Raw genomic sequence first — 24426 nt, forward strand, 5'->3', positions numbered from 1 at the left:
TAAAAATAGAAAAAGTTATAATTATTGATAGATATATTAGAGTGATGAGCGAAGTATTAAGTGTAAGATATAAATAGCACATGCAAGATTGCTTTGGAAAGAAAGGAAAAGAGATGAAAATTGGAGAAGGAAATTTTGTTAAACAATTAAGAAAGAAGAATGAGAAGGCTTTAGATTATGTTATTGATAATTATGGATGGATCATTAAATCAATAGTGAAGAAACATCTGTATAATTTATCAAATGCTCAAATAAAAGATATAATTTTAATTGATGAATATATAATAAATTAAATTTTAGGCTATATTATAGGAAATTAAAATAATTAATGAACTTTTTTCTAAATGAATTCATATATTTTATAGGTAGAAATATTTAAGAGGTACTTATGTCAATTTATTTTGATTTTGAAACTATTAATGAGCTTACAGGAGAGAGTTATAATTATTATAGGCAACAAAAAGAATTTACATTAGATGAGTTATCTCAATATAACGGTAGAAATGGCAATCCGGCATATGTGGCTATAGAAGGTATAGTTTACGATGTTAGTAATGAACCGGTGTGGAATGAAAGAAAGAATAAAGGCATTACGGCTGGTGAAGATTTTACTGAGCAGTTTAATTATTATCATGGGATAGATGAAATTCTTAATAATGCACCTAAGATTGGAGTGTTAACTGATGATAATTACATGAATTCCAGATTCAATGCATATGGGAATAGACAGATAAAACAAAATACATCTAAGTTTAAACCTGATGATTGGATTAGATATATAGATCCATTAGTTAGCTATGCTATGCGTGAAAGCAATCAACAAGGAAGTGCTTCAAGACGAGCATATCAAAAATACATGCTATTAGGTGTACTTGTAGGACTTGGAAAAACACCTCAAGATGCAATTAGACAAGTTCAAGAATGGCAAACAACAGGTGCATCACAAATATTAAAAGGAACAGGAACAACAGGAACAACCGGAACAACCGGAACAGGAGCAACAGGTGGTGGAGCAACAGGAACAACAGGCACCGGAGGCACTATGGGAACTGGAAGTACAATGGGAACAGGAACAACAACAGGTGCAGGTAACACAACAGGAACTGGAACAACTGGAGGAACCACAGGTGGAACAAGTAGTGGATTCGGAGGCTTTGGAGGGAATATTGGACCTGGTATGGGGAATATCTTTGGAGGTTTCACACCGGGAACAGGAACCGGCAACCCATATGGAGGCAGTACAACAGGAACAGGTACTGGAGGAGTATTAGGAGGAGCATCAGGTGGAGCTGGTGGTGGATTTGGCGGAATAGGCGGAAATGCCGGATCAACTAGTGGAGGAACAGGCCGTGAAATAGAAACAACGGATGATACAGATAGAAGAGATAGGCTTTATTTTGATTGAATAAAATAATATATATGCTATAAAGGATGTGATTTGTTTTCATATCCTTTAAATTTACACTATTGTAATAAAATATGAGTCTTTATATATTTATTAAAATTGGATTTTTGTGATAAAATTATGGAAGAGTTATAGTTTTAGTATATGTTTATTATACTAGTTAAAGGAAAATCAACTATACTAAAATGAGAAATAAATTTTATAGAAGGTGAGAAGAATTATGAATTGGATTAAGTCAATAGAAATATATGAACCTTGTAATGAACAGGAAAAGAAAGATAAAGAAATAATATTAAGGTATTCAAAGATATTTAACGATATATTAACTAGGAATAATGAAATTATACATATTACAAGTTCGGGATTTGTAGTAAATAGAAATAGAGATAAGGTTTTAATGATTTACCATAATATATACAATTCTTGGGCATGGACAGGCGGTCATGCTGATGGAGATAATGATTTATTAAATGTTGCAATGCGTGAAGTTAAAGAAGAAACTGGAGTAGAGAATATTAAACCTGTAACTAAAGACATTGTTTCAATAGATATATTGACAGTCTTTGGACATATAAAAAATAGCAAATATATAGCATCACATTTGCATGCATCAGTAGCTTATTTAATAGAGGCAGACGAAAAAGATTTACTGAAAGTTAAACCAGATGAAAATAGTGGAGTTAAATGGATTCCAGTAAATGAGATAGACTTGTACTCAAGTGAGGAACATATGAAAAAAGTATATAGAAAAATAGTAAATAAGCTTTAAAAGTATACATTAACATAAGTAATCCTATATAAGAAAGACTAAAATCTCATAAAGGGGGAAGTAATGAATACTTTAATAGAAGAAGCATTATGTAATTATAAAATCAGATATCCTCAAGTTGAATTTATAAGACATAATGAGAATGAGATATTTAAAGTCACTGACATGTTGTCGAGTAAACAATATATTATTAGAATACACAAATCAAGCAAAAGATTTTCTGCAGACATTTTAAGGGATAATGAAAATTCTTTTGATCTTCATATGAGTGAACTAAACATAATACGTAGTATAAATAAACATACGGATATATGCTCTCAGATTCCAGTAAAAAATAAATATGGTGATTTTATAACAAAACTGAGGGATGGAACCTTAGTGACCATGCTAACTTGGATAAATGGAAAGACTATAGATGAGATAGAATTAACTGATAAAATCTTATTTGAGCTTGGAAAAATGGTTGGCAAGTTCCATATGTTCTCAAAAATTTGGGGTGAGAATAAAAAAATAGATCGTTATTGTTATGATAGGAAATTATTAAAGAAAATATCCTTTAAGCTTGTAAGAGGAATAAAATTGAAGTTTATTTCAAATGAGCAGTTTAGAATAATAAAAGATGCTATTGGTAGAATTTATGAGGTTATGGATGAATTGGAACTACGAAAATATTCAAAAGGAATAGTTCACTGTGATCTTGCAAAATCTAATTTAATTGTAAATGAAAATGGACATGTAATTCCAATTGATTTCGGATTAAGCGGTATTAGTTATTATTATATGGATCTAGGTTCCTTGTTTAGTCATTTTAATAACCCTCATCAACAAAAATGGATAGTTAATGGATATAAAAGTGTTATTAATGAAACAATAGAAATAAAGTACATAGAAGCTTTTATGGTGTTTCAAATAATTTTCTTCATATCAACACACATAGAAAATGCAAAAGAATATAAATGGTTTAATACTGCAATAAATAAATGGAGCAGAGATTATTTTATTCCTCTTGCAAGAAAAGAAAAAATTATAGAAAGGAGTGGGTAATGGGATTTTGCTGTTATAATACACATTCCCATTTAAGATAAAATATGAGGTATGTAATAGTTTGTGTAGTAAAGGGAGAAGCAGGAGAATTTAATAATAACTTAAGAAAAGAACTTTTTAAGAAATTCAGTGCAAAATCATCTAAACTTCCAGCTCATTTTACTATAAAAGCACCTTTTGAATATGATAAAGAAATTACAGATTTAAGTAGAATTATTGAGGAATTTTGTGAGAATGAAAGAGCTGGGAAATTTACAATAGATGGATATGATCATTTTGATGATAGAGTTGTTTATATGAAAGTAAACATGTTAAAGAAAACAAAGGAACTTCATGATAGATTAATTGATAAAATGAGTGAAATCTTGTACATTAAATTTGATAAAAAAGATGGAAAAAATAAAGTTATTCATATAACTTTAGCATCGAAGAAATTAAAGCCAATATATTCTAAGGTGTGGGAATATGTTCAGCAATATCCTTGCGAATTTCAATGTTATTTTGATAATATAACAATTTATAAATGGGATGAAGGAAACTGGAATGTATACCAGGAATTTGTACTTAAAGACAATTAATACATGGGGGTGTAACAGAACTTATAGTATTAATCATGAAAATCTATTTTGTTTTAAGAGTTTATTTAAGGATAAACAAGATAACAAAATAGATTTTTCATTTATTAACAAAACAGTTGATTTGAATTTTTACTGTATACCAGCAATTTTATTTGAGTTAGTTTTAAAAAAGAAAATTCTTGAAGAAATAAAGGCTGTTATAGGAATAATAAGAATAATTCCTACACCGCAGCTTAAGCCTTGAAATACTTCAGAACAAAAGAATTTTTCATTAAAAATAGCTGAAAGAGTATAATTAAGTTCACTAAAGTATATTATTAAGGTCATGAAACTACTTATGTATGCAAAAAGCAATGTATTAGTCATAGTTCCTAAAATATCTTTGCCAATATTCATACCAGATTTAAATAAATTATTTCTTGATATGTGAGGGTCATTTTTGTAAAGTTCATTCATAGTGGAAGATATTGATATGGAAACATCAATAATAGCCCCCAGCAATCCAATTAGTATTTCGCATATAACTAACTTAGAAAAATTTAATTGAACATACAGAGAAAGATATGCAACAGTTTCGGTCTGCTCATTACTAAAGCCTTGTATATTAGCATTTTGACTCAAGTTATATGTAACGAACATAACTAAAAATATAACAATTATAACAGAAAACAAGGATGAAAGTGTTTTTTTATTAAATCCATTGATACAGAACAAGCTGAAAAAACTAATAAATATAGCACCTATAAAAGTTATCTTAATCGGATCAATTTTGCAGCCTATTAAGATAAGCATAAAAAACAGCGTAAAGAAATTTAATATTAAGGTGAAGAAGGAATTTAATCCTCTTGAACCACCAATAATAGTCATAAGAATTAATAAAGTAATAAGTAGTAAAAGTATTATATTCATAGCCTTATATTTTCTCCAATCATATGTTTTTTTAGAATAAGAATAGAAGTGAATATTGTTATTGGTATACTTAATACAATTCCTATACTTCCTATAAGTGCTCTCATGAATTCTAAAGAAAGATTAATATTAATTATATATGTAATCGGAATTTCATTTCTAAGAAGAAGCAATATAGTTGGAATACTGCCACTTAGATAAGCAAAAACTAATGTATTTGCCATTGTTCCCATAATATCTTGACCAATTTCTCTAGCTGATTTAATAATAGTTTTTGTGTCTATATCTGGATTTTTATTATATAATTCTTCTATGGCTGAAGAAATGGATATAGCAATGTCCATTATTCCTCCTAATGTTCCTATTATTAATTCGATGAAAAATATTTTTTCAGGTGGATGAGTAAGAAATTCCATTTCCTCAAAGTGAATTCCGTTCCAGTTATTTAAATTTATTATTATTCCTGCAATTAAGAGTGAAATAAAAGTTCCAATTAAAGTTCCAACAATAGCTGATATGGATTTTTTGTTTTTTCCGGACACAATTATGATAGAAAATATAACAAAAAATAAGCTTGCTATTATGGAAAGTGTCATTAAATCGTATCCCATTGAAAATAAACTGATTACAGTAAACAAGATTATGATATTTATAATTACGCTTAGTAAAGATTTAAAACCTTTAAATCCTCCAACTAGTAAAATTAAAGCAATAAATATACTCAATATATATACAAGATATTTGTCTCTCTTTAAGTCAAGTATTTTAGCAGAGATTATTTCTTTATTATCATTATCTACAATTGATATAAAAACCTCATCATTCACTTTTAAATCTATGTCATTAACTTGTGAAAAGGATGTGAGATTATTAAGTTCAATATTTCTACCTTTATACGTTCCATTCATTATAATAGCTTTGACTTTTTGATTTTTAATTGGTTCTATTTTACCATTATCTGTCTCTTTATTTGAGCCATCTTCAACTATTGAAGTGATTTTCGCTATTGGTTTGTTGTACAGAGTATCATTCGTGGATATAAAATAAAGAGCGAATAAAAATATAATTATTAATCCTGCCCCAATATAGAAAAATTTCTTATTAATTTTATTGTTTTTAATATTTTTAAGCTTCCCTATGTATGTATTAAACAATTTTTTCATCATCTTATATAGAGCTCCTTTGCCAGCTTTCTTTGTAGTAAGGTTGTCACATATTACAATATAAGTTTGAATTGTATTCTAGGAAATTATACTATTTTAAACAAATATAATCAATTAAGATTATATTACGATTCTTGTAAATTAAGTTACATTAATGATAAGCCATAGAGGAATTTGCATAATATGATGAATATTCATAAATTTGTAACATTATTGATTGATTATTGTGACAAAGTTGTAACAATAATTTCCTATAATTAAAACGAAGAAAAGATAATACATTTAATTTCTAATAAAGAAGAGTTTGAAAGGCAGGAATTGAGATGAAAAATAAAAGTATTAAAAGTAAAGTTATGACTGGTGTAATTTTAGCAAGTTTAATGGTAGGAGCAAGTACAGGGGTATTTGCGGCAGATTCAACAAGTAATGCAAGTAGTACAGGAGCAGTTCAGCATCAGGGGCGAAATAATGGATTTCAAACTAAACTAGATTCATTAGTAAGTGCAGGAACAATAACGTCAGATCAAGAGTCAGCTATTAAAAGTGCTTTAATTCCACAAGGTGCTTTTAAAGGTGGAGAACATAATAAGATGTTTGAAAGCAAGTTAGCCGGATTAGTAAGTGCAGGAACAATAACTTCAGATGAACAAACAGCAATAGAGGCAGCTCTTTCAAATGCAAAAGGAAACTTTAAAACAGTTCTTGATAGCTTAGTAAGTGCAGGGACAATAACATCAGACAAAGAAACAGCAATAGAAACAGCATTGAAACCACAAGGTGGAGCTAAAGAAGGAAATCGCGGAGATTTCTTTAAGGCTAAATTAGATGCCTTAGTTACAGCAGGAACAATAACATCGGATGATGAAACAGCAATAGAGACAGCTCTTTCAAATGCAAAAGGAAACTTTAAAACAGTTCTTGACAGCTTGGTAAGTGCAGGGACAATAACATCAGACAAAGAAACAGCAATAGAAACAGCATTGAAACCACAAGGTGGAGTTAAAGAAGGAGCAAAAGGAGGAAATCACGGAGATTTCTTTAAGACTAAATTAGATGCCTTAGTTACAGCAGGAACAATAACATCGAATGATGAAACAGCAATAGAAACAGCTCTTTCAAATGCAAAAGGAAACTTTAAAACAGTTCTTGACAGCTTGGTAAGTGCAGGGACAATAACATCAGACAAAGAAACAGCAATAGAAACAGCATTGAAACCACAAGGTGGAGTTAAAGAAGGAGCAAAAGGAGGAAATCACGGAGATTTTTTAAAGAGTAAATTAGATGCTTTAGTAAGTGCAGGAACAATAACAGCAGATCAAGAAACTGCTGTTATAGAAGCTTTCACTCCTTCAAAATAAAAAATGTACTGATAAGATCTAGAAAAAGATCAAGAAGACTGATATAAATTCTATGAGTGAGTAAAATTTTAAGGCTAGTTATGCAAATGAATAACTAGCCTATTTTATTTTTGTAAAAAAGAAAATAAAATATTGTATAATAATACTCAGTAATGTATAATTATGCAAAAGGAGAAAAATATATGGATGATATAAAAATTGTTAAAAGATCAGCAACAATAGATAATTTTATTGAGATGAGGCAATCAACTGGCTGGGGATATCCGGAAAGAAAATTGATTTCTAAAGGCCTTAAGAATACATTATTAATAAAAGTATTTTGAAAAATTTAGCTAGAAATTATTTGCATAATTGTATTATTAAAAATTGAATACTATATGTAATGGAAATTTGTTTAATTATAAAAATATTATAAGTAGAAGGAGAATAATTATGGCAGTAAATTTAAGAGGAAGAAGTTTTTTAAAATTATTAGATTTTACACCACAAGAAATTAGATATTTATTAGATTTATCAAAGGAATTAAAAACTCTAAAAAGAACTGGTATTTTGCATGATAAGTTAAAAGGAAAAAACATAGTTCTATTATTTGAAAAGACATCTACAAGAACAAGATGTTCTTTTGAAGTAGCAGGAAGGGATTTGGGAATGGGTGTTACCTATTTAGATTCTGCAGGATCTCAAATGGGCAAAAAAGAAAGTATAGCTGATACAGCAAGAGTTCTTGGAAGAATGTATGATGGAATAGAGTACAGGGGGTTTAGCCAGGAAATAGTTGAAGAACTAGCTAAATATGCTGGAGTTCCAGTTTGGAACGGTCTAACTGATGAATTCCATCCAACCCAAATGATTGCTGATCTTTTAACTATTGAAGAAAAGCTTGGTAGATTAAAAGGTGTTAATTTTGTATACATGGGCGATGCACGAAATAACATGGGAAATTCTCTAATGGTAGCTTGTGCAAAGATGGGAATTAACTTCACAGCATGTGCACCTAAAGAATTATTCCCGGCCGAGGGGCTTGTTGAAACCTGCAAAAAGATAGCACAGGAAAGTGGAGCTATAATAACGCTCACAGAAGATGTTGAAGCAGGAACTAGAAATGCTGATGTAATTTATACAGATGTTTGGGTATCAATGGGGGAACCAGATGAAGTTTGGGAAAGCAGATTAAAATTATTGCTTCCATATCAGGTAAATAAAGAAGTTATGAATAATGCAAACAAAGAAGCAATATTTATGCATTGTCTACCAGCTTATCATGATTTGAAGACAAAAGTAGGAAAAGAAGTTGGAGAAAAATTTGGATTAACTGCATTAGAAGTTACCGACGAAGTGTTTGAAGGAAAACAATCAGTAGTATTTGATGAAGCAGAAAATCGTATGCATTCAATTAAAGCTATAATGCTTGCAACTATTGGCATATAATATAAAGGATTGAATATATAAACATACGAGGAGGTATGCAATATGATAAACAATATAAATGGCAGGATAACATTAAATAATGGTACAAAAATGCCTTGGCTAGGACTTGGAGTATTTAGAGTAAAAGATGGTACTGAATTAATAAATGCAATAAAACATGCTATTGTGAATGGATACAGAAGTATTGATGGTGCAGCTATATATGGCAATGAAGAAGCTATGGGGGAAGGTATAAGAGAAGGAATTAAGGCAGCAGGAATAAAAAGAGAAGATATGTTTATTACATCTAAGGTATGGAATGCAAATTTAGCATATGAAGATGCATTAAAAGCATATGATAAAAGTATAAAGAAGATAGGCGTTGAATATTTAGACTTATATCTTATCCATTGGCCAGTAAAAGGGAAATATAAAGAAGGATATAAAGCATTGGAGCATTTATATAAAGAAGGACGAGTAAAAGCAATAGGCGTAAGTAATTTCCAAGTTCATCATCTTGAAGATTTAATGAGTGATGCAGAAATCAAACCTGTAATAAATCAAGTGGAATTTCACCCATACTTAACGCAGCACAAAGTTAGAGAATACTGCAAAAATAATAATATTCAAGTAGAAGCATGGTCTCCATTAATGACAGGTAAGTTATTAGATAATGAAGTATTAAAAGAAATTGCAACCAAGTACAATAAGACTACTGCTCAGGTTATATTGCGTTGGGATATAGATAGTGAGGTAGTAACTATACCTAAATCAACTAATGAAGGTAGAATACTTGAAAATTCTAATATATTTGATTTCAGCTTGACAAGAGAGGAGATTGAAAAAATAGATTCCTTAAATAAGGATTTTAGAATAGGTTCCGATCCAGACAATTTCGATTTTTAATATAATAATATAAATGAAGAAGATGGCCTAAAACCAAGAAATTTTCTAGTTTGAGGCCATTTTTTTATTTATGCAGTACATCCTTATATTCCTTATGTGCTGAAAATTCCTTCTCAGCAAACCAACACGTTGGAACTATTTTTTTGTTATTTTCCCTTGCAAAATCAACAACTCTTTTTACCAACTGCTCACCAATATTTTGTCCTCTTAATTCTTGAGATACAAATGTGTGGTCGAGTATAATTATATTTTCTCCGCTATTAACATAACTTACTACTGCCTTAATATGATCTTCATCATCGCCTAAGTAAAATTTATTAGTACCTTCTTTAAAGTCCAATATATAATCACCTCAATTCTTAAATTAAATATGTGTTTTATATTAAAAATACTTCTCTTAAATAAAATATCCAAAGTTTTTCAAAATAATGTACAGAAATTTAAAGTTAGCACTAATATAATATATTGCTTTCTTTTATTCGGCTAATAGCTTCATTGATTTCATCAACTGGGAGTACTAAAGCAAATCTTACATAGCCTTCCCCAAGAGATCCAAAGGCACTGCCAGGTGTACATATAACCCCGGTTTTGTCCATTAGGTCCATACAAAATTCATATGAGCTAGTATATTTAGGTGGAATTGGTGCCCAGGCAAACATTGTCCCTTTACTGTCAGGAGCCTTCCAGCCAATACTTGTAAGACCTCTGCATAAAGCATTTCTTCTTTTTTCATATTCTCTGCAATGTTTTTTGACGCTATCTTGTGGCCCAGTTAAGGCAGCAATAGCAGCATGTTGAATAGGTAAAAATATTCCATAATCAATTTGAGAACGGAGCATTTTAAAATGGTTTATAATTTCAGAATTTCCTATTACAAAAGAAACTCGAGCTCCAGTTATATTAAAAGATTTTGATAAAGAATAAAATTCAACCCCAACATCTTTAGCGCCCTCATGGGATAAGAATGAACCACCGATTTGTCCATCATAAACAATATCTGAATACGCATTATCATGTATTATGATAATGCTGTATTTCTTTGCAAAAGCTATTAATTCATCATAAAATTCAGATGTTCCACATGCGCAAACAGGATTTAGCGGATAAGATACAACCATAAACTTGGTTCTACGTAATATGTTTTCAGGAATAGATTTTAAATCTGGAAGGTAATTATTTTTTTTCAAAAGAGAATAATATTCTACATCTGCTCCAGAAAGGTAAGGTCCAATTTCAAAGATTGGATATCCTGGGTTTGGAACAAGAACAACATCTCCTTTGTTGCATAGAGAAAATCCAATATGTGTTAAGCCTTCTTGAGAACCATAGATAGACATAACTTCTTGTTCCGATATTTTAACATTAAATCTTTTCATATAATATTTACAAATAGCCTCTGATAATTCTGGTAGATCACCTAAGGAATATTTCCAATTATCAGGATTTTGTGCTGCTTCAACTAAGGCATCCATAACATGCTTGTCAGGTTTGAAATCAGGTGTACCAACAGATAAGTTAAATACTTTTTTTCCACTGGCAATAAGTTTTACTTTTTTCTCATCCAATAGATTGAAAATTCCTGTTTGAAAATAAGTTAGATTATTAGAAAATTCTATATTCATTTATAAAGCCCCCAAGTATTTGAAATAATGATTTATTATGTTTTTTACATTAATATTATATCACTGAGAAGCTTACTAGTATATATTGTCAAAATTTATTTAATATGTGAAAAAAAAAACTATGCTTTCAAATCACAAAATAAAGGTTTATAATAGTACCAAATACTAAATTCCAAATAATAACTTATAATATAATATATTGAATAAGATGAAATCATTTATCAATTTGTGAGGTGATGGTTATGCTAAACATTTTGAGTGGATAAATAATTATAATTAGAATGAAATACACTGTTAACTTTTTTTAATTATTTAAAAGCAATTTGAGAGGTTTGATAATAGTGAAAACAGAACAAGGATTAGTGATTGAGACTAGCAATGATATGGCAAAAATTAGAGTCGGGAGGCATAATGATTGTAAAAATTGCGGGGCTTGTCCTGGAAGCGACAGTATAATTATAAACGCAGATAATAAAATAGGAGCAAAACCTGGACAAAGGGTAAGTTTTGAGGTAAAGGAGACTAATGTTTTAAGTGCTGCCTTTATTGTTTTTGTTCTACCATTAATTGCTTTATTTATTGGCGTAATGGTAGGCGGTTTTTTAGGACAATATATTGGGGTAAATATCCGTATGCTTCAAATAATAGGCGGGATAATTGCTCTTATATTAGCTATTATTGCTGTGAAGATATTTGATAAAGCAGCTAACAAAAGCAAAAAGTCCCAGCCAGTAATTGTTCGTATTTTATAATATAATAATTTATTTTATAGAGGTTTGTGAGGCGAGTATAATGTTAAAAAGTTTTCTTGGAGGGATTCATCCTAAAGACAGTAAGAAATATAGCTCGGACAGAGCTATTGAAATTCCACCATTACCTGAAAAGGTAACCATCCCTATGAGCCAGCATATTGGTGCACCTTGTACGCCCTTAGTAAAAGCGGGAGATATGGTTAAAAAGGGACAAGCTATAGGCAGAAGTGATGCCTTTATGCATAGTCCAATTCATGCGTCTATTTCTGGGAAAGTTGTTGAAGTTGCTGAAAAACCGCATGCATCAAAAGGAACATGTCTATCAGTTGTAATTCAAAATGATGGGTTAGATGAATGGGTGGAAGGAATTCCATTGAATCGTGACTTTGAGCAGCTACAGGTTCAGGAAATTAAAGACATAATTAAAGATGCAGGAATAGTAGGAATGGGAGGTGCCACTTTTCCCACACATGTAAAGCTTTCCCCAAGTAAAGACAAAAAAATTGATGTTTTTATTTTAAATTCTGCAGAATGTGAACCGTACTTGACAGCAGATTACAGAATGATGCTTGAATATGCAGAACGTATAGTAACTGGTGTCAAAATTGTAATGAAAGTACTTGGAGTTAGTAAAGGTTTCGTGGGCATAGAAGATAATAAACCAGATGCTATAAAGATTATGAAGGAAGCTTTTAAAGGAACTTCGGTAGAAGTAACAGCGTTACCAACAAAGTATCCTCAAGGGGCAGAAAAAATGCTTATAAAAGTGCTTACTGGTCGTGAAGTGCCAACGGGAGGATTACCAATGGATGTTGGTGCAGTTGTGCAAAACGTTGGTACAACAGTTGCAATATGTAATGCAGTAGTAAATGGTATTCCATTAATAGAAAGAGTTACTACAGTTTCAGGTGATGCAATAAGCCAGCCTAAAAATCTTTTATTAAGGATAGGTACAAGTTTTAAAGATGTGATAGATTATTGTGAAGGCTTTAATACTACTCCGGAAAAAATAATTATGGGCGGGCCAATGATGGGAATTGCTCAATTTTCGTTAGATGTACCGGTAATTAAAGGAGTGTCTGGTATATTAGCTCTGAGTTCAGAAGCTGTTAATTCCGGAGAAGAATCTCCCTGTATTAGGTGTGGCAGATGTGTAAAAGCATGTCCTATGGGCTTAATACCAAGTATGCTAAGTATACTTGGTGAACGGCATAAGTTTGAAGAGGCTAAGGAAGAATACAGTTTATTCAATTGCATAGAATGTGGAAGTTGTGCTTATACGTGTCCTGCAAAAAGAAATATTGTACAGTATGTGAAATATTTAAAAGCACAAAATCAAGCATTGGCAGCAAAAAATAAATAGGGAGAAGGGATAAAATGAATTCTGAAATTAAAGCACACGAAATAGACACTGCAGGAAATGAAGTAAAAGAAACTAAAGATAATGGAATTAAAACAAAGGAAATAGAAGTAAAGGAAAGTCTATATACTGTATCAGCATCTCCACATATTCGCTGTGATGAATCAATTTCAAAAATAATGTGGAATGTAAATTTGGCATTAGCGCCTGCTGCTATTTTTGGAATATTTTATTTTGGTATTCCAGCATTTATAAACATGGCAGTTGGAGCAATTTCAGCAGTTGCATTTGAATACTTAGTCGAGAAATTTAGAAAAAAGAAAATCACAGCTTTTGATGGAAGTGCATTTCTAACTGGTCTTTTGCTGGCAATGTCCATTTCACCTAATGTACCACCTACTATGGTGATATTTGGATCATTTATAGCTATTGTAATAGCAAAGCATTCTATGGGAGGACTTGGTTTTAACATCTTTAATCCTGCTCATATTGGAAGAGCAGCTTTAATGGTGTCTTGGCCAGTTGCAATGACTACATGGACAAAGATGACAACGTCTGTGGATGCTGTTAGTAGTGCAACTCCACTGAACATATTAAAACAGCAAGGATATAGCAAATTAATTGAGACTTTTGGAAGTCGAGGAGAAATGTATAAAGCAATGCTTCTTGGCATGCGAAATGGATGTATTGGAGAGACATCAACTATATTACTTATAATTGGAGGCTTATATCTGATATACAAAGGTTACATCAGCTGGCAGGTTCCTGTTTGCATGATAGGAACAGTTGGAATTCTTACTTGGATTTTTGCATCTACAGGTTTATTTACTGGTGATCCATTATTTAATATGATGGCTGGAGGACTTATTATAGGATCCTTCTTTATGGCAACTGATATGGTTACTATTCCAATAACTATAAAGGGACAGATAATCTTTGCAGTAGGAGCTGGAGTAATAACTTCTTTAATAAGATTAATAGGAGGATATCCTGAAGGTGTTTGCTACTCAATATTGCTAATGAATGCAGTAACACCACTAATAGATCGTTTTGTAAAACCAAAAGAGTTTGGAGCAAGGGGGTAGTAAAATGTCAGAAGCAAAGGTTAAAGCTAGTAAAGAATATTCTATTTTTGAAATAGCAATAAATTTGATAATAACTTGTGTAGTGTCTGGATTAATATTAGGAATAGTATATTATGTTACAAATCCAATTGCTACTGCAAAAAAAGAAATATCAAAGCAGGAATCCATGAAAACATTGGTCAGTGATGCAGACAGTTTCAAAGCAATAGATGGGAAAGATCAATGGTTTGAAGCTGACAAAGGTGGAAAAGCAATTGCATATGTGGTTCCAGGTGAAAGTAAAGGGTATGGAGGAGAAATTAAAATGCTTGTAGCCGTTACTCCAGCTGGAGAGGTAATGGATTATAAAATATTATCACATAATGAAACACCAGGCCTTGGAGATAATGCTACAAAGCAGCCATTCAGAAGTGAATTTAAAGGAAAAAAAGAAGCAAATTTAGTAGTAACGAAAGATGCTTCTGATAAAGATGACATTCAAGCTATGACAGGAGCAACTATTTCATCTAGGGCAGTAACATTGGCTGTTAAAAATGCTGTACATGATGTGACAGAGTTTGCAGGAGGTAAGTAATATGAAAGAAAAGTGGAAAATTTTTAGCAAAGGTTTATATGATGAAAATCCAATATTTATGTTATGCTTAAGTCTTTGTCCTGCATTAGCAGTTACATCATCGGTAATAAATGGTTTGACCATGGGCTTGTGTGTAACATTTGTTATTACATCGAATAATGTAGTTGTATCACTCACAAGAAAATTTGTAAATCCAAAGGTTAGAGTGCCAGTTTACATTACCTTTATAGCTACTATAGTAACAGTGGTAGAGCTTGTGCTTCAGGCAATTTCTCCAGAATTGTATAGTGCTCTTGGAATTTATTTAGACTTAGTAGTTGTTTTTGCAATTATCTTAGCAAGAGCTGAAGTATTTGCATCAAAAAATAAAGTTTTTCCATCGTTTTTAGATGGATTTGGTATGGGATGTGGATTTACACTTGCTATGCTTTCAATATCTGTAATAAGAGAATTTTTTGGAAGTGGATCAATTCTTGGTTTTAAAATATTAGGTTCATGGTATAATGCACCTTTAATCATGATTTTACCAGCTGGAGCGTTTATACTAATTGGTTATATGATAGGTGCAATTAAGCTTCATAATGATCATAAAAATTAAAAGGGGGTAAGTATAATGAAAGAATATTTTACGCTTTTTATAGGTGCAGTACTTGTAAATAATTTTGTTCTAACAAAATTTTTAGGACTTTGTATATTCTTTGGAGTTTCTAAAAGTCTAAACGCTTCAATAGGAATGGGGATGGCAGTTACTTCAGTTATAACCTTAAGCTCAATGCTAGCTTGGGTGGTATATACTTTTGTACTTTTGCCATATAATTTAACATTCTTAACTACAATAGTATTTGTTATACTCATAGCAAGTTTTGTACAATTATTAGAGCTTATTATAAAAAAACAAGCACCTACTTTATATAGCATGTGGGGAATATATCTTCTTTTAATAGCAACAAACTGTATAGTGCTATCAGTTCCACTATTAAGTGTTGAATCAAACTACTCATTTGTTAAAAGCGTAGTTTTCTCAATAGGTTCAGGCATGGGATTTGCACTGGCATTGATACTTATGGCAAGTCTAAGAGAGAAACTGGTGTATGCAGATGTGCCAAAGACGCTTCAAGGAACAGGTATTGCTTTTATATTAGCAGGTATGTTAGCAATGGCATTCCTGGGATTTTCAGGAATGATATAAAGGAGATGAGGATGTAGTATGTTTACTTTAATAATGGTTATTGTAGTATTAGGTGGGCTTGGGATAGTCTTTGGTCTAGTTCTTGCCTTTGCTAATAAAAAATTTGCAATGGAAGTTAATCCGCTTATTCATGAAGTAGAGGATATCCTACCTAAGGGCCAATGTGGTGCATGTGGATATGCAGGTTGTGCAGCATATGCAGAGGCTGTAGTTATGAATGAAGAGGTTCCACCTAATTTATGTGTTCCAGGTAAAGATGCAGTGGCAAAACTTGTAGCAGAAATTACAGGAAAAAAGGCTGAAGACGTGGAACCAAGAGTAGCCCATGTAAGATGCAAGGGGTCAGCTGATAAGACAAAAGCAAATTACAATTATAAAGGAATAAAAGATTGTAAAGCTGCAAGCTTAATTCAAGGAGGCCCAAAAGGATGCCAGCATGGATGTATGGGATTTGGAACCTGTGTAAACAACTGTCCATTTGGAGCATTAACAATGGGTGAAAATGGACTACCAATCGTTAATGCTAATATATGTACTGGGTGTGGAAAATGTCAAGAAGTATGTCCTAAAAATGTTATAGAATTAATACCATCTAATGCAATTGTAGAAGTAAACTGCAATTCTAAAGACAAAGGTGCTGTAGCTAGAAAGCTTTGTAGTGCATCACCATGCCTTGGCTGCGGCATTTGTGCAAGAAACTGCAGCTATGGAGCAATTGAAGTTAAAAATAATCTAGCTATAGTGAATACAAATATATGTGTAGAAAAATGCAAAGAAGCTACATGTACAGCAAAATGTCCAACAGGAGCAATACAAATTGCCAGTGAAATAAGCATAATTAAAGAAGTAAGTACCTTATAATTATAGATAAGTAAATCAAAAGCTTGATTTATTGTTTGTAAGGTTTAGTTTATGCGAGTTAATGGGAAATCATAATAATTACAACTGAAAAAGGGATAAGTTAAAGGAGAAGCTTAAAGAGAAAGCTTGAGAGCCCAAATGAAAAAGACAACTTGTATTTACTCATCATGGAAGTTTGAATAATTAAATTCAAGAGCTGAAATTTTGTCTGGAATTTGGACTCTTACTTACCTTGTTTTTTGTGAAATATTTAAAAAGCCTACAGGTTTTTTATTCTTTTATAGTCTTTAATAACATAAAAGATTGGAGCAAGCATATGAAGAAAATAATTTGTATATTACTACCTTGTATTCTAATTGTTTTAAGCTGTAGTTCATGCGGAAATAGCAAAAATAAATATTATGAAAAAAGTAATATAGTTATGGATACAGAAGTTACCTTAAATGCATATGGAGCAAATTCAAAGGAAGCAGTTGAAGAAAGTTTTAAAAGATTAGATGAAATTAATGATATGGCTAGCACTAATATTGTAACTAGTGATGTTTATAAAATAAACAATGCTTCTGGGAAAGAATATGTAAAAGTTCATCCGGAGATCTTAAAGATGATAGAAACTTCATTAAAATACTCAAAGCTAAGTAATGGAGCATTTGATATTACTACGGGTCCAATAATTAATTTGTGGGGAATAGGTACAGATAATGAGAGATTACCTTCAGATGAAGAAATTAAAGCTGTATTACCATTAGTAGGATATGATAAAATCAGTATTAATGAGGATGATGGTAGTGTTATGCTTAAGGAAGAGGGAATGGCTATAGATTTAGGCGGTATTGCCAAAGGCTTTGCAGCTGATGAAGTTTTAAAAATTTATAAAAAATATAATATAGAAGATGGATTAATAAATTTAGGGGCAAGTTCTATATATGCTCTTGGCAAAAATAAAGACAATAAGAACTGGTCTATTGGAATTAAGCATCCTAGAAGTGAAGATCCAAAAGAATATCTGGGAATAATAACTTTATCTAATGAAGCATTATCAACCTCAGGCGATTATGAAAGATATTTCATAAAAGATAATAAGAGATATCATCATATTATGGATACTAAAACCGGATATCCAGCAGATACAGGTATTATGAGTGATACTATAATCATTAATGGAGATGAGCCAGATAACAACATGCTGGCAGATCTCTTAACTACAGCAGTATTTACACTAGGACCAGAAAAAGGGTTAGATTTAATAAATAGTCTGCCAGGAGTATCATGTGAAATCACAACATCTGATAATAAAATTTATACATCTAATGATTTTAAAGATAGGATTACAAAATTGAATGATGACTTTAAACTTGTAGGCTAAAAAATAAATTGGCATTTGGAAAGCTCTAATTTTCTGTTTCCAAATGCCAAATTTTTGTGATAATAATAAGCAATATTTAAAAGTACAATATATAAATGCTAATTTTAAATATTAATATTTTTAAAGTAGGATAGTTTGGACATGTGATTAACTATAAAATTAGCAGTTATTCCGATAAAAATTCCTGTACCTATGCCTGCTATAGATAAAATAGGAAGATAAAGCATTATGGCTATATTTTGAATTATAGCTGAAGCTACTATTAATTGGCCAACATTATGAAAGAAGGCACCAGCGGCACTCACACCTATAATGCTTACCTTATCTTTAGCAAACTTCATTATGATTATCATGGAAGAGTAACTGAGTAGAGCACCAGCAGCGCTATATATGAGGGTTGAAAGATTGCCAGTAAACATAGCTGCAAGTAAGAGTCTTATTAATATTATCATTAAGACATCTCTTTTACTATTTAATATGTATAATGAAATTACTGTAATTAAATTTGTTAGTCCAAGTTTTGCACCAGGCGCAATGAATGGAACCGGAATCATGCTTTCAATGGTATAAAGAGCTAAAGCTTGTGATACTAAAAGTCCTATAAATACTATACGAAACGTTTTATTCATTTTATTCACCTCAGTGTGCTTTAATAACATCAATGTCATTGTTATTATTGCTAGTGCTCTTAATTTCTACCATTAGTTTATGTGGAAGACAAACTAAACTCTCACCAGGTTTAGATATAATCCCAGCCTTTATACAAATTTTATCTTTGCAATCTGCATCTAGTATTCTAATAGAGTCGTTATTTATGTCAATTACATTGTAACCATAGTTAGTTTTAATATTGATTTTATCTTCACCCTTGTGTTCAGACAATGGTATTTTTTTGTAAAGCTTGCCATCCAAGGTTATTTCGGCATAAGTCCCAGTATAACTTTTTCCCATTACCATGCCAAAAACAACCTCAGGAATAAAGGATAAAATTATTAATGTAATTATTATGATAATGTCCCATTTTTTAAATATATTAACTTTTTGTACATTTACATTTAATATCATATAAAATCCTTCTTTAAATTTATTAGATCTTTAATTATGTATATTTGTATATTTTAAGAGTTTTGGATGAAATTAGGAATGTATCTTAATTAATATTTTATAGTATTTGGCAATTTAAAGCAATGATTACAATAAGATTCCGAAAATTAAATATAAATATAATTTTTAAAACATAGATAAAAATGATAAAATGAATTAAGCTATTTAATAAAGCAACCTTTGACGCTGAATGTATAAAATTTATGGAGGATAAACATGGCAACTACAATTAAAGATGTAGCAAAAGTGCTTGGTATATCTCACTCAACTGTTTCCAGAGTATTAACTGGCTCTAAATCTGTTAGTGAAGAAACTAGAGAAAAAGTATTAAAAACAGTTAAAGAATTAAATTATATTCCAAACATGAATGCTAGGAGTTTAAAAATAGATAAGGCTTATAATATAGGCGTGTTCTTTTCAACTATAGATAATGGAACTTCACCATTTGTATTTCAGACAGTAATACATAATGTGTATAGAAATATAGATAGGAAATATAATGTTATTGTAAAAGGAATAGATATGCATGAGGAGCAAACAATAAATCCTAAAAATTATGATGGAATATTAGTAGTAAGTCAGAAAGAAACTGATGATAATTTCATAAAAGAAATTATAGATAATAATATACCAATTGTTGTTATAAATAGAAAGATAGAATATGATGTTGTAAATGTATATACAGATGAAAGTATAGGTACTTATAAAGGCGTAGAAGAGCTTATAAAGAAAGGTCATAAAAATATCGCTATTATTGAAGGTGTGGAAGATTTTGATTCTACAAAGATGCGAAGAAAAGGATATTTAGAAGCCTTTAAAGATTATAAAATTAATGTAGATAATGAATTGATAGTAAATGGAGATTTTAGTGTTAAGAGTGGATATATGAAAGCTAAAGAACTTATTAAAAGAAAAAAAGATTTTTCAGCTATCTTTGCTTTTAATGATGAGATGGCAGCTGGGGCAATAAAAGCTCTTGCTGAAGAAGGGATAAGAGTACCAGATGATATTTCAATATTAGGCTTTGATAGAAATGAAATTGGACAGTTTATTATACCAAGCATTACTTCAATTAAAAGACCAATAGGTGAAATATCTAAAGTTGCAATTGATTTATTATTAAATTGTATAAATAATGAAAATAATATAACTAATAGAAAGATATATATGGAATCTAAATTAGAAATCGGCAACTCCATTAAGCAATGCAAAAAGTAAATAGTTAATACAAAAAACATCATATCAGCAATATGTAGGATATTGAAATAGATATGATGTTTTATAGATTTCATTGAAAATTAATTTAATGGTTAAAATAAATAATTTGTATATTTTAAATATGGTTACTATACAAAAATAAAAAAATTTGATTATGGTATTGAAACTATTTACATAAAAATATATAATATATTTAACAATATGGGCACACGTGTGCCTAGAGTGAAAAGGAGAGAAAAATTATGAAGATGGAAATTAGATATTCAAATCATCCAGAGGATTCAAAACATTATGATACAGAAACATTGAGAAGACATTATTTAGTTGAAAAAGTATTTATAGAAGATGAAGTAAATTTAGTTTATAGTCATAACGATAGAATTATATTTGGTGGTGTAACACCAGTAAAACAAACATTAAAACTTGGAGCTTCTAAAGAATTAGGTACAGATTATTTTCTAGAAAGAAGAGAACTTGGAGTTATTAATGTAGGTGGAGAAGGAACTATTATAACGGATGGAGAAGAGTATAATCTAAAATATAGGGATGGGCTATATGTTGGACAAGGCATTAAAAATATAGAATTTAAATCGGCGGATCCAAAAAATCCGGCTAAGTTCTACATAAATTCAGCACCTGCTCTTAAATCATATCCTACAGTTAAAATTGATTTAGAGAAAGCTAATAAAATTAAATGCGGCGATGAAATTAATATGAATAAGAGAACTATAAACCAATATGTTCATCCTGCAGTTTGTCAAAGCTGTCAATTAGTAATGGGTTTAACAATATTAGAACCAGGAAGTGGTTGGAATACAATGCCATGCCACACTCACGAAAGACGTATGGAGGTATATTTATATCTTAATGTTCCAGAAGATCAAGCAGTATTTCACTTCATGGGAGAAGGACAAGAAACAAGACATATAGTGATGAAGAATGAACAGGCAGTGATTTCGCCAAGCTGGTCAATTCATTCAGGAATTGGAACACAAAATTATTCATTTATATGGGGAATGTGTGGAGAAAACCAAACATTTGATGATATGGACCATATTAAAATAGAAGATATGAGATAATTATATTTTAGATAATAAGTTATAGAATTTCAGAGTGGGTGCCTCAAGATGACTTCTGATCATTTTGAGGCATCCGCTTGTTTTAATAAATTACAATACAAAAGATAAAAGTTGATGAAATTATTTCGGCATATTGCACATAAAGTATTGATAAGTTATAAAACAATGCTAAAAATTTTTTAAATTCTTAATTGCAACATATACATTTATCGAATTTAATATTGGTTTAGTGATATCTATATTGACAGTATTGGATTTTAAGCGTAGGATAAAAATAAAAAAGGCATGTGGGAACTATTCTCAATAAGTTAGTATAGATTAATAAAGTTATTAATTAAATAGTAAATTTAAATTAAGGAAGGGTTTTTAAATGACAAAAATAGATATTATTTCAGGATTCCTAGGAGCAGGTAAAACTACATTGATTAAGAAATTAATCCAAGAGGCTTTTAATGGCGAAAAGCTTATGATAATTGAAAATGAATTTGGTGAAATAGGAATAGACGGTGGATTTTTAAACAATTCAGGAATTGAGATTACTGAAATGAACTCAGGTTGTATCTGCTGTTCATTGGTAGGTGATTTTGGAGTTGCGCTAAAAGATGCATTAGTGAAGTATTCTCCAGAACGTATAATAATAGAACCATCAGGAGTGGGAAAGCTATCTGATGTGATTAGAGCTGTAGAAAGCATAAAGGATGAGGCACCTATAAAACTTAATAGTTTTACTGCAGTAGTTGACGCAGTAAAATGCAAAATGTATATGAATAATTTTGGGGAATTTTTTAATAATCAAATTGAAAATGCTAACACAATTGTTTTAAGCCGTACCCAAAAACTTTCAGAGGAAAAACTAGAATCATGCGTATCTCAAATAAAAGAGCACAATAGTGATGCAGCTATAATAACTACAAATTGGGATGAGATAAGTGGAAAACAAATTCTTCAGGCAATGGAAAATAAAAATTCTCTTGAAAAAGAACTTTTAAGTGAAGCAAAGCATCACGAACATCATCATAGTGAAGAATGTAACAGCCACGATCATGAACATCATCACCACGATGAAGAATGTGATTGTCATGATCATGAACATCATCATCATGATGAAGAATGTAGCTGCCATGATCATGAACATCACCATCACGATGAAGAATGTGACTGCCATGATCATGAAGATCACCAGCATGATGAAAATTGCAATTGTCATAATCATGAGCATCATCATGCAGATGAAGTATTTACAAGCTGGGGGATAGAAACACCAAGAAAGTATTCTAAAACAGAATTAGATGAAATTTTAAAAACTTTAGCTGATTCTTCAGAGTATGGAATTATCTTACGAGCAAAAGGAATAATATCTTGTAGCGAAGGCGGATGGATTAATTTCGATTTAGTTCCAGGAGAATACGAAATACGTGAAGGAAAACCAGATTATACAGGAAGATTATGTGTTATAGGAACTAAACTTGACAAGGCTAGAATAGAAGAGTTGTTTCATATATAAGATTACATAATAGAAAGTAACTTGAAGAATTAAATTTTAAATTATATAATTTTTAATGATAAATTGCTATCACATTTAATATGGATAGATAAAGACTTATGATTTAAATAGCAATATGATAATAAAATTTATATATATTGCGTAATATAATTTACAGAAATATAAATTGAAATACGTAAAGAAAGAAGGCGTAAACTTATGACGGATGTACCAGTTTTTCTTATTACAGGTTTCTTAGAGTGTGGCAAAACTACTTTTATTAAAGAAATATTTAATGATCCAGATTTTGCACAAGGAGAAAAAATTACTTTAATTGTTTGTGAAAGTGGCATAGAAGAATGCGAAAGAGATTTCTTAAAAGAAAATAATATTACATTAGTGAATATTAATAGTCAGGAAGACTTAACTGATTCATTTTTAAAAGAGTGTAATAAGAATACGAAACCAAATAAAGTCTTAATAGAATACAATGGTATGTGGCAGTTCGATGTTATAGAAAAGATAAACTTTCCAGAGGAGTGGGAGTTTGCTCAAATAATAACACCTATTGATGCTAGTACGTTTGAGAGTTATATGGGAAATATGAAGTCTCTTCTTATAGAACAATTCAAGAACTCAGATTTGATTATTTTTAATAGGTGCAATGAAAAAACAGATAAATTAAAGTTTAGAAATAGCATAAAGGCTGTTAATGCAAGAGCAAATATAATTTTTGAGTTAGAAAATGGTGAAATTGATGATAGTCCACTAGAATTACCTTTTGATATAAATTCGAAAGTAATTGAATTTAAGGATTATGATTTTGGTGTGTGGTATCTAGATGTGACAGAATCACCAGAAAAGTACGAAGGAAAAAATATAAAAATAAAAGGAATTGCATTAAGCCATCCTAAGTATCCTAAGAATGTTTTTGCCTTTGGAAGAAATGCTATGACATGTTGCGAAGATGATATTTCTTTCTTAGGGCTTTTATGTCAAAGCAATAAAACAGTAAATTTCAAGGAGAAAGAATGGGTTGAGATAGAAGGTGTAATACATAAAAAGTTCATATCTCAAGAGCAAAGAGAAATTCCATTTATAGCTATAAAAGACTATAAAGTAATAAATAAAATTGACGATGAGTTAGTATATTTTTAGAGTTTAATGTAAGCTTGTGAGAACCCCTTCCTAGAA

General features: G+C 30.7%; 26 protein-coding genes and 1 pseudogene. 21 read left to right on the forward strand and 6 right to left on the reverse strand.

The window, feature by feature from the left end:
* Positions 1-113: 113 nt before the first annotated feature.
* From CDLVIII_RS13630 to CDLVIII_RS13650, 5 genes and pseudogenes are all read left to right on the forward strand, one after another.
* A pseudogene (locus tag CDLVIII_RS13630) lies at positions 114-251 on the forward strand (RNA polymerase subunit sigma-70); the annotation flags it as partial.
* Between the two features lie 137 nt (positions 252-388).
* Positions 389-1405 carry a cytochrome b5 domain-containing protein gene (locus CDLVIII_RS13635; protein ID WP_009170021.1) on the forward strand — a complete coding sequence of 339 codons (1017 nt, stop codon included), beginning with the start codon at positions 389-391 and terminating at the stop codon, positions 1403-1405.
* Between the two features lie 220 nt (positions 1406-1625).
* On the forward strand, positions 1626-2174 hold the full coding sequence (locus tag CDLVIII_RS13640) for an NUDIX hydrolase (protein ID WP_009170022.1): 549 nt from the start codon (positions 1626-1628) through the stop codon (positions 2172-2174).
* A 63-nt stretch (positions 2175-2237) separates the two neighbouring features.
* Positions 2238-3218 carry a phosphotransferase gene (locus CDLVIII_RS13645; protein ID WP_009170023.1) on the forward strand — a complete coding sequence of 327 codons (981 nt, stop codon included), beginning with the start codon at positions 2238-2240 and terminating at the stop codon, positions 3216-3218.
* A gap of 44 nt (positions 3219-3262) precedes the next feature.
* Positions 3263-3796, forward strand: a complete 534-nt coding sequence (locus tag CDLVIII_RS13650; protein WP_009170024.1) for a 2'-5' RNA ligase family protein — start codon at positions 3263-3265, stop codon at positions 3794-3796.
* Between the two features lie 129 nt (positions 3797-3925).
* Here CDLVIII_RS13650 and CDLVIII_RS13655 read toward each other — a convergent pair whose 3' ends face one another.
* Both CDLVIII_RS13655 and CDLVIII_RS13660 read right to left on the reverse strand, forming a co-directional pair.
* On the reverse strand, positions 3926-4705 hold the full coding sequence (locus CDLVIII_RS13655; protein WP_009170025.1) for a YibE/F family protein: 780 nt from the start codon (positions 4703-4705) through the stop codon (positions 3926-3928).
* The gene (locus CDLVIII_RS13660; RefSeq protein ID WP_009170026.1) at positions 4702-5871 is read right to left on the reverse strand and encodes a YibE/F family protein; all 1170 of its coding nucleotides are present in this window, start codon (positions 5869-5871) and stop codon (positions 4702-4704) included. Before CDLVIII_RS13660 ends, CDLVIII_RS13655 begins: the two co-directional genes overlap by 4 nt.
* 320 nt (positions 5872-6191) lie before the next feature.
* Between CDLVIII_RS13660 and CDLVIII_RS13665 the strand changes: the two genes are divergently transcribed.
* The 4 genes from CDLVIII_RS13665 to CDLVIII_RS13675 all read left to right on the forward strand — a co-directional run bounded on the left by CDLVIII_RS13665 (position 6192) and on the right by CDLVIII_RS13675 (position 9539).
* Entirely contained in the window at positions 6192-7226 is a 1035-nt protein-coding gene (locus CDLVIII_RS13665; protein WP_009170027.1) for a hypothetical protein, read from the forward strand.
* Between the two features lie 182 nt (positions 7227-7408).
* Positions 7409-7549 carry a hypothetical protein gene (locus tag CDLVIII_RS31300; protein WP_009170028.1) on the forward strand — a complete coding sequence of 47 codons (141 nt, stop codon included), beginning with the start codon at positions 7409-7411 and terminating at the stop codon, positions 7547-7549.
* Positions 7550-7658: 109 nt separating this feature from the next.
* On the forward strand, positions 7659-8654 hold the full coding sequence (gene argF, locus CDLVIII_RS13670) for an ornithine carbamoyltransferase (RefSeq protein ID WP_009170029.1): 996 nt from the start codon (positions 7659-7661) through the stop codon (positions 8652-8654).
* Between the two features lie 42 nt (positions 8655-8696).
* A complete protein-coding gene (locus CDLVIII_RS13675) occupies positions 8697-9539 on the forward strand; it encodes an aldo/keto reductase (RefSeq protein ID WP_009170030.1) in 843 nt (280 codons plus the stop codon).
* A 64-nt stretch (positions 9540-9603) separates the two neighbouring features.
* On the opposite strand, the gene CDLVIII_RS13680 is transcribed toward CDLVIII_RS13675, so the two are convergent.
* Positions 9604-9879, reverse strand: a complete 276-nt coding sequence (locus CDLVIII_RS13680) for a GNAT family N-acetyltransferase (RefSeq protein WP_009170031.1) — start codon at positions 9877-9879, stop codon at positions 9604-9606.
* 112 nt (positions 9880-9991) lie between these two features.
* A complete protein-coding gene (locus tag CDLVIII_RS13685; protein WP_009170032.1) occupies positions 9992-11161 on the reverse strand; it encodes an aminotransferase class I/II-fold pyridoxal phosphate-dependent enzyme in 1170 nt (389 codons plus the stop codon).
* A gap of 341 nt (positions 11162-11502) precedes the next feature.
* Between CDLVIII_RS13685 and CDLVIII_RS13690 the strand changes: the two genes are divergently transcribed.
* The 8 genes from CDLVIII_RS13690 (at position 11503) to CDLVIII_RS13725 (ending at position 18348) form a co-directional block, all read left to right on the forward strand.
* The gene (locus CDLVIII_RS13690; protein WP_009170033.1) at positions 11503-11913 is read left to right on the forward strand and encodes a SoxR reducing system RseC family protein; all 411 of its coding nucleotides are present in this window, start codon (positions 11503-11505) and stop codon (positions 11911-11913) included.
* 40 nt (positions 11914-11953) lie between these two features.
* The gene (rsxC, locus tag CDLVIII_RS13695) at positions 11954-13276 is read left to right on the forward strand and encodes an electron transport complex subunit RsxC (RefSeq protein ID WP_009170034.1); all 1323 of its coding nucleotides are present in this window, start codon (positions 11954-11956) and stop codon (positions 13274-13276) included.
* A gap of 14 nt (positions 13277-13290) precedes the next feature.
* Positions 13291-14358, forward strand: a complete 1068-nt coding sequence (locus CDLVIII_RS13700; RefSeq protein WP_009170035.1) for an RnfABCDGE type electron transport complex subunit D — start codon at positions 13291-13293, stop codon at positions 14356-14358.
* A gap of 4 nt (positions 14359-14362) precedes the next feature.
* The gene (locus CDLVIII_RS13705; RefSeq protein ID WP_009170036.1) at positions 14363-14932 is read left to right on the forward strand and encodes an RnfABCDGE type electron transport complex subunit G; all 570 of its coding nucleotides are present in this window, start codon (positions 14363-14365) and stop codon (positions 14930-14932) included.
* Between the two features lies 1 nt (position 14933).
* Entirely contained in the window at positions 14934-15530 is a 597-nt protein-coding gene (gene rsxE / locus CDLVIII_RS13710) for an electron transport complex subunit RsxE (protein ID WP_009170037.1), read from the forward strand.
* Between the two features lie 15 nt (positions 15531-15545).
* A complete protein-coding gene (locus tag CDLVIII_RS13715; protein WP_009170038.1) occupies positions 15546-16121 on the forward strand; it encodes an RnfABCDGE type electron transport complex subunit A in 576 nt (191 codons plus the stop codon).
* Positions 16122-16139: 18 nt separating this feature from the next.
* On the forward strand, positions 16140-16982 hold the full coding sequence (rnfB, locus tag CDLVIII_RS13720; protein ID WP_009170039.1) for an RnfABCDGE type electron transport complex subunit B: 843 nt from the start codon (positions 16140-16142) through the stop codon (positions 16980-16982).
* A gap of 316 nt (positions 16983-17298) precedes the next feature.
* Entirely contained in the window at positions 17299-18348 is a 1050-nt protein-coding gene (locus CDLVIII_RS13725; protein WP_009170040.1) for an FAD:protein FMN transferase, read from the forward strand.
* Positions 18349-18452: 104 nt separating this feature from the next.
* Here CDLVIII_RS13725 and CDLVIII_RS13730 read toward each other — a convergent pair whose 3' ends face one another.
* Both CDLVIII_RS13730 and CDLVIII_RS13735 read right to left on the reverse strand, forming a co-directional pair.
* Entirely contained in the window at positions 18453-18977 is a 525-nt protein-coding gene (locus tag CDLVIII_RS13730; protein ID WP_009170041.1) for a Gx transporter family protein, read from the reverse strand.
* 10 nt (positions 18978-18987) lie between these two features.
* Positions 18988-19413, reverse strand: a complete 426-nt coding sequence (locus tag CDLVIII_RS13735) for a NusG domain II-containing protein (protein ID WP_009170042.1) — start codon at positions 19411-19413, stop codon at positions 18988-18990.
* Positions 19414-19668: 255 nt separating this feature from the next.
* Here CDLVIII_RS13735 and CDLVIII_RS13740 point away from each other — a divergent pair, with 255 nt between their 5' ends.
* The 4 genes from CDLVIII_RS13740 (at position 19669) to CDLVIII_RS13755 (ending at position 24390) form a co-directional block, all read left to right on the forward strand.
* On the forward strand, positions 19669-20670 hold the full coding sequence (locus CDLVIII_RS13740; RefSeq protein WP_009170043.1) for a LacI family DNA-binding transcriptional regulator: 1002 nt from the start codon (positions 19669-19671) through the stop codon (positions 20668-20670).
* 242 nt (positions 20671-20912) lie between these two features.
* Positions 20913-21749 carry a 5-dehydro-4-deoxy-D-glucuronate isomerase gene (gene kduI / locus CDLVIII_RS13745; RefSeq protein WP_009170044.1) on the forward strand — a complete coding sequence of 279 codons (837 nt, stop codon included), beginning with the start codon at positions 20913-20915 and terminating at the stop codon, positions 21747-21749.
* 370 nt (positions 21750-22119) lie between these two features.
* Positions 22120-23253, forward strand: a complete 1134-nt coding sequence (locus CDLVIII_RS13750; RefSeq protein WP_009170045.1) for a GTP-binding protein — start codon at positions 22120-22122, stop codon at positions 23251-23253.
* Positions 23254-23451: 198 nt separating this feature from the next.
* Complete coding sequence (locus tag CDLVIII_RS13755; protein WP_009170046.1) at positions 23452-24390, forward strand: GTP-binding protein; 939 nt, start codon at positions 23452-23454, stop codon at positions 24388-24390.
* The last annotated feature ends 36 nt before the right edge of the window (positions 24391-24426 follow it).

This window comes from Clostridium sp. DL-VIII (genome assembly GCF_000230835.1).
GTDB lineage: Bacteria > Bacillota > Clostridia > Clostridiales > Clostridiaceae > Clostridium.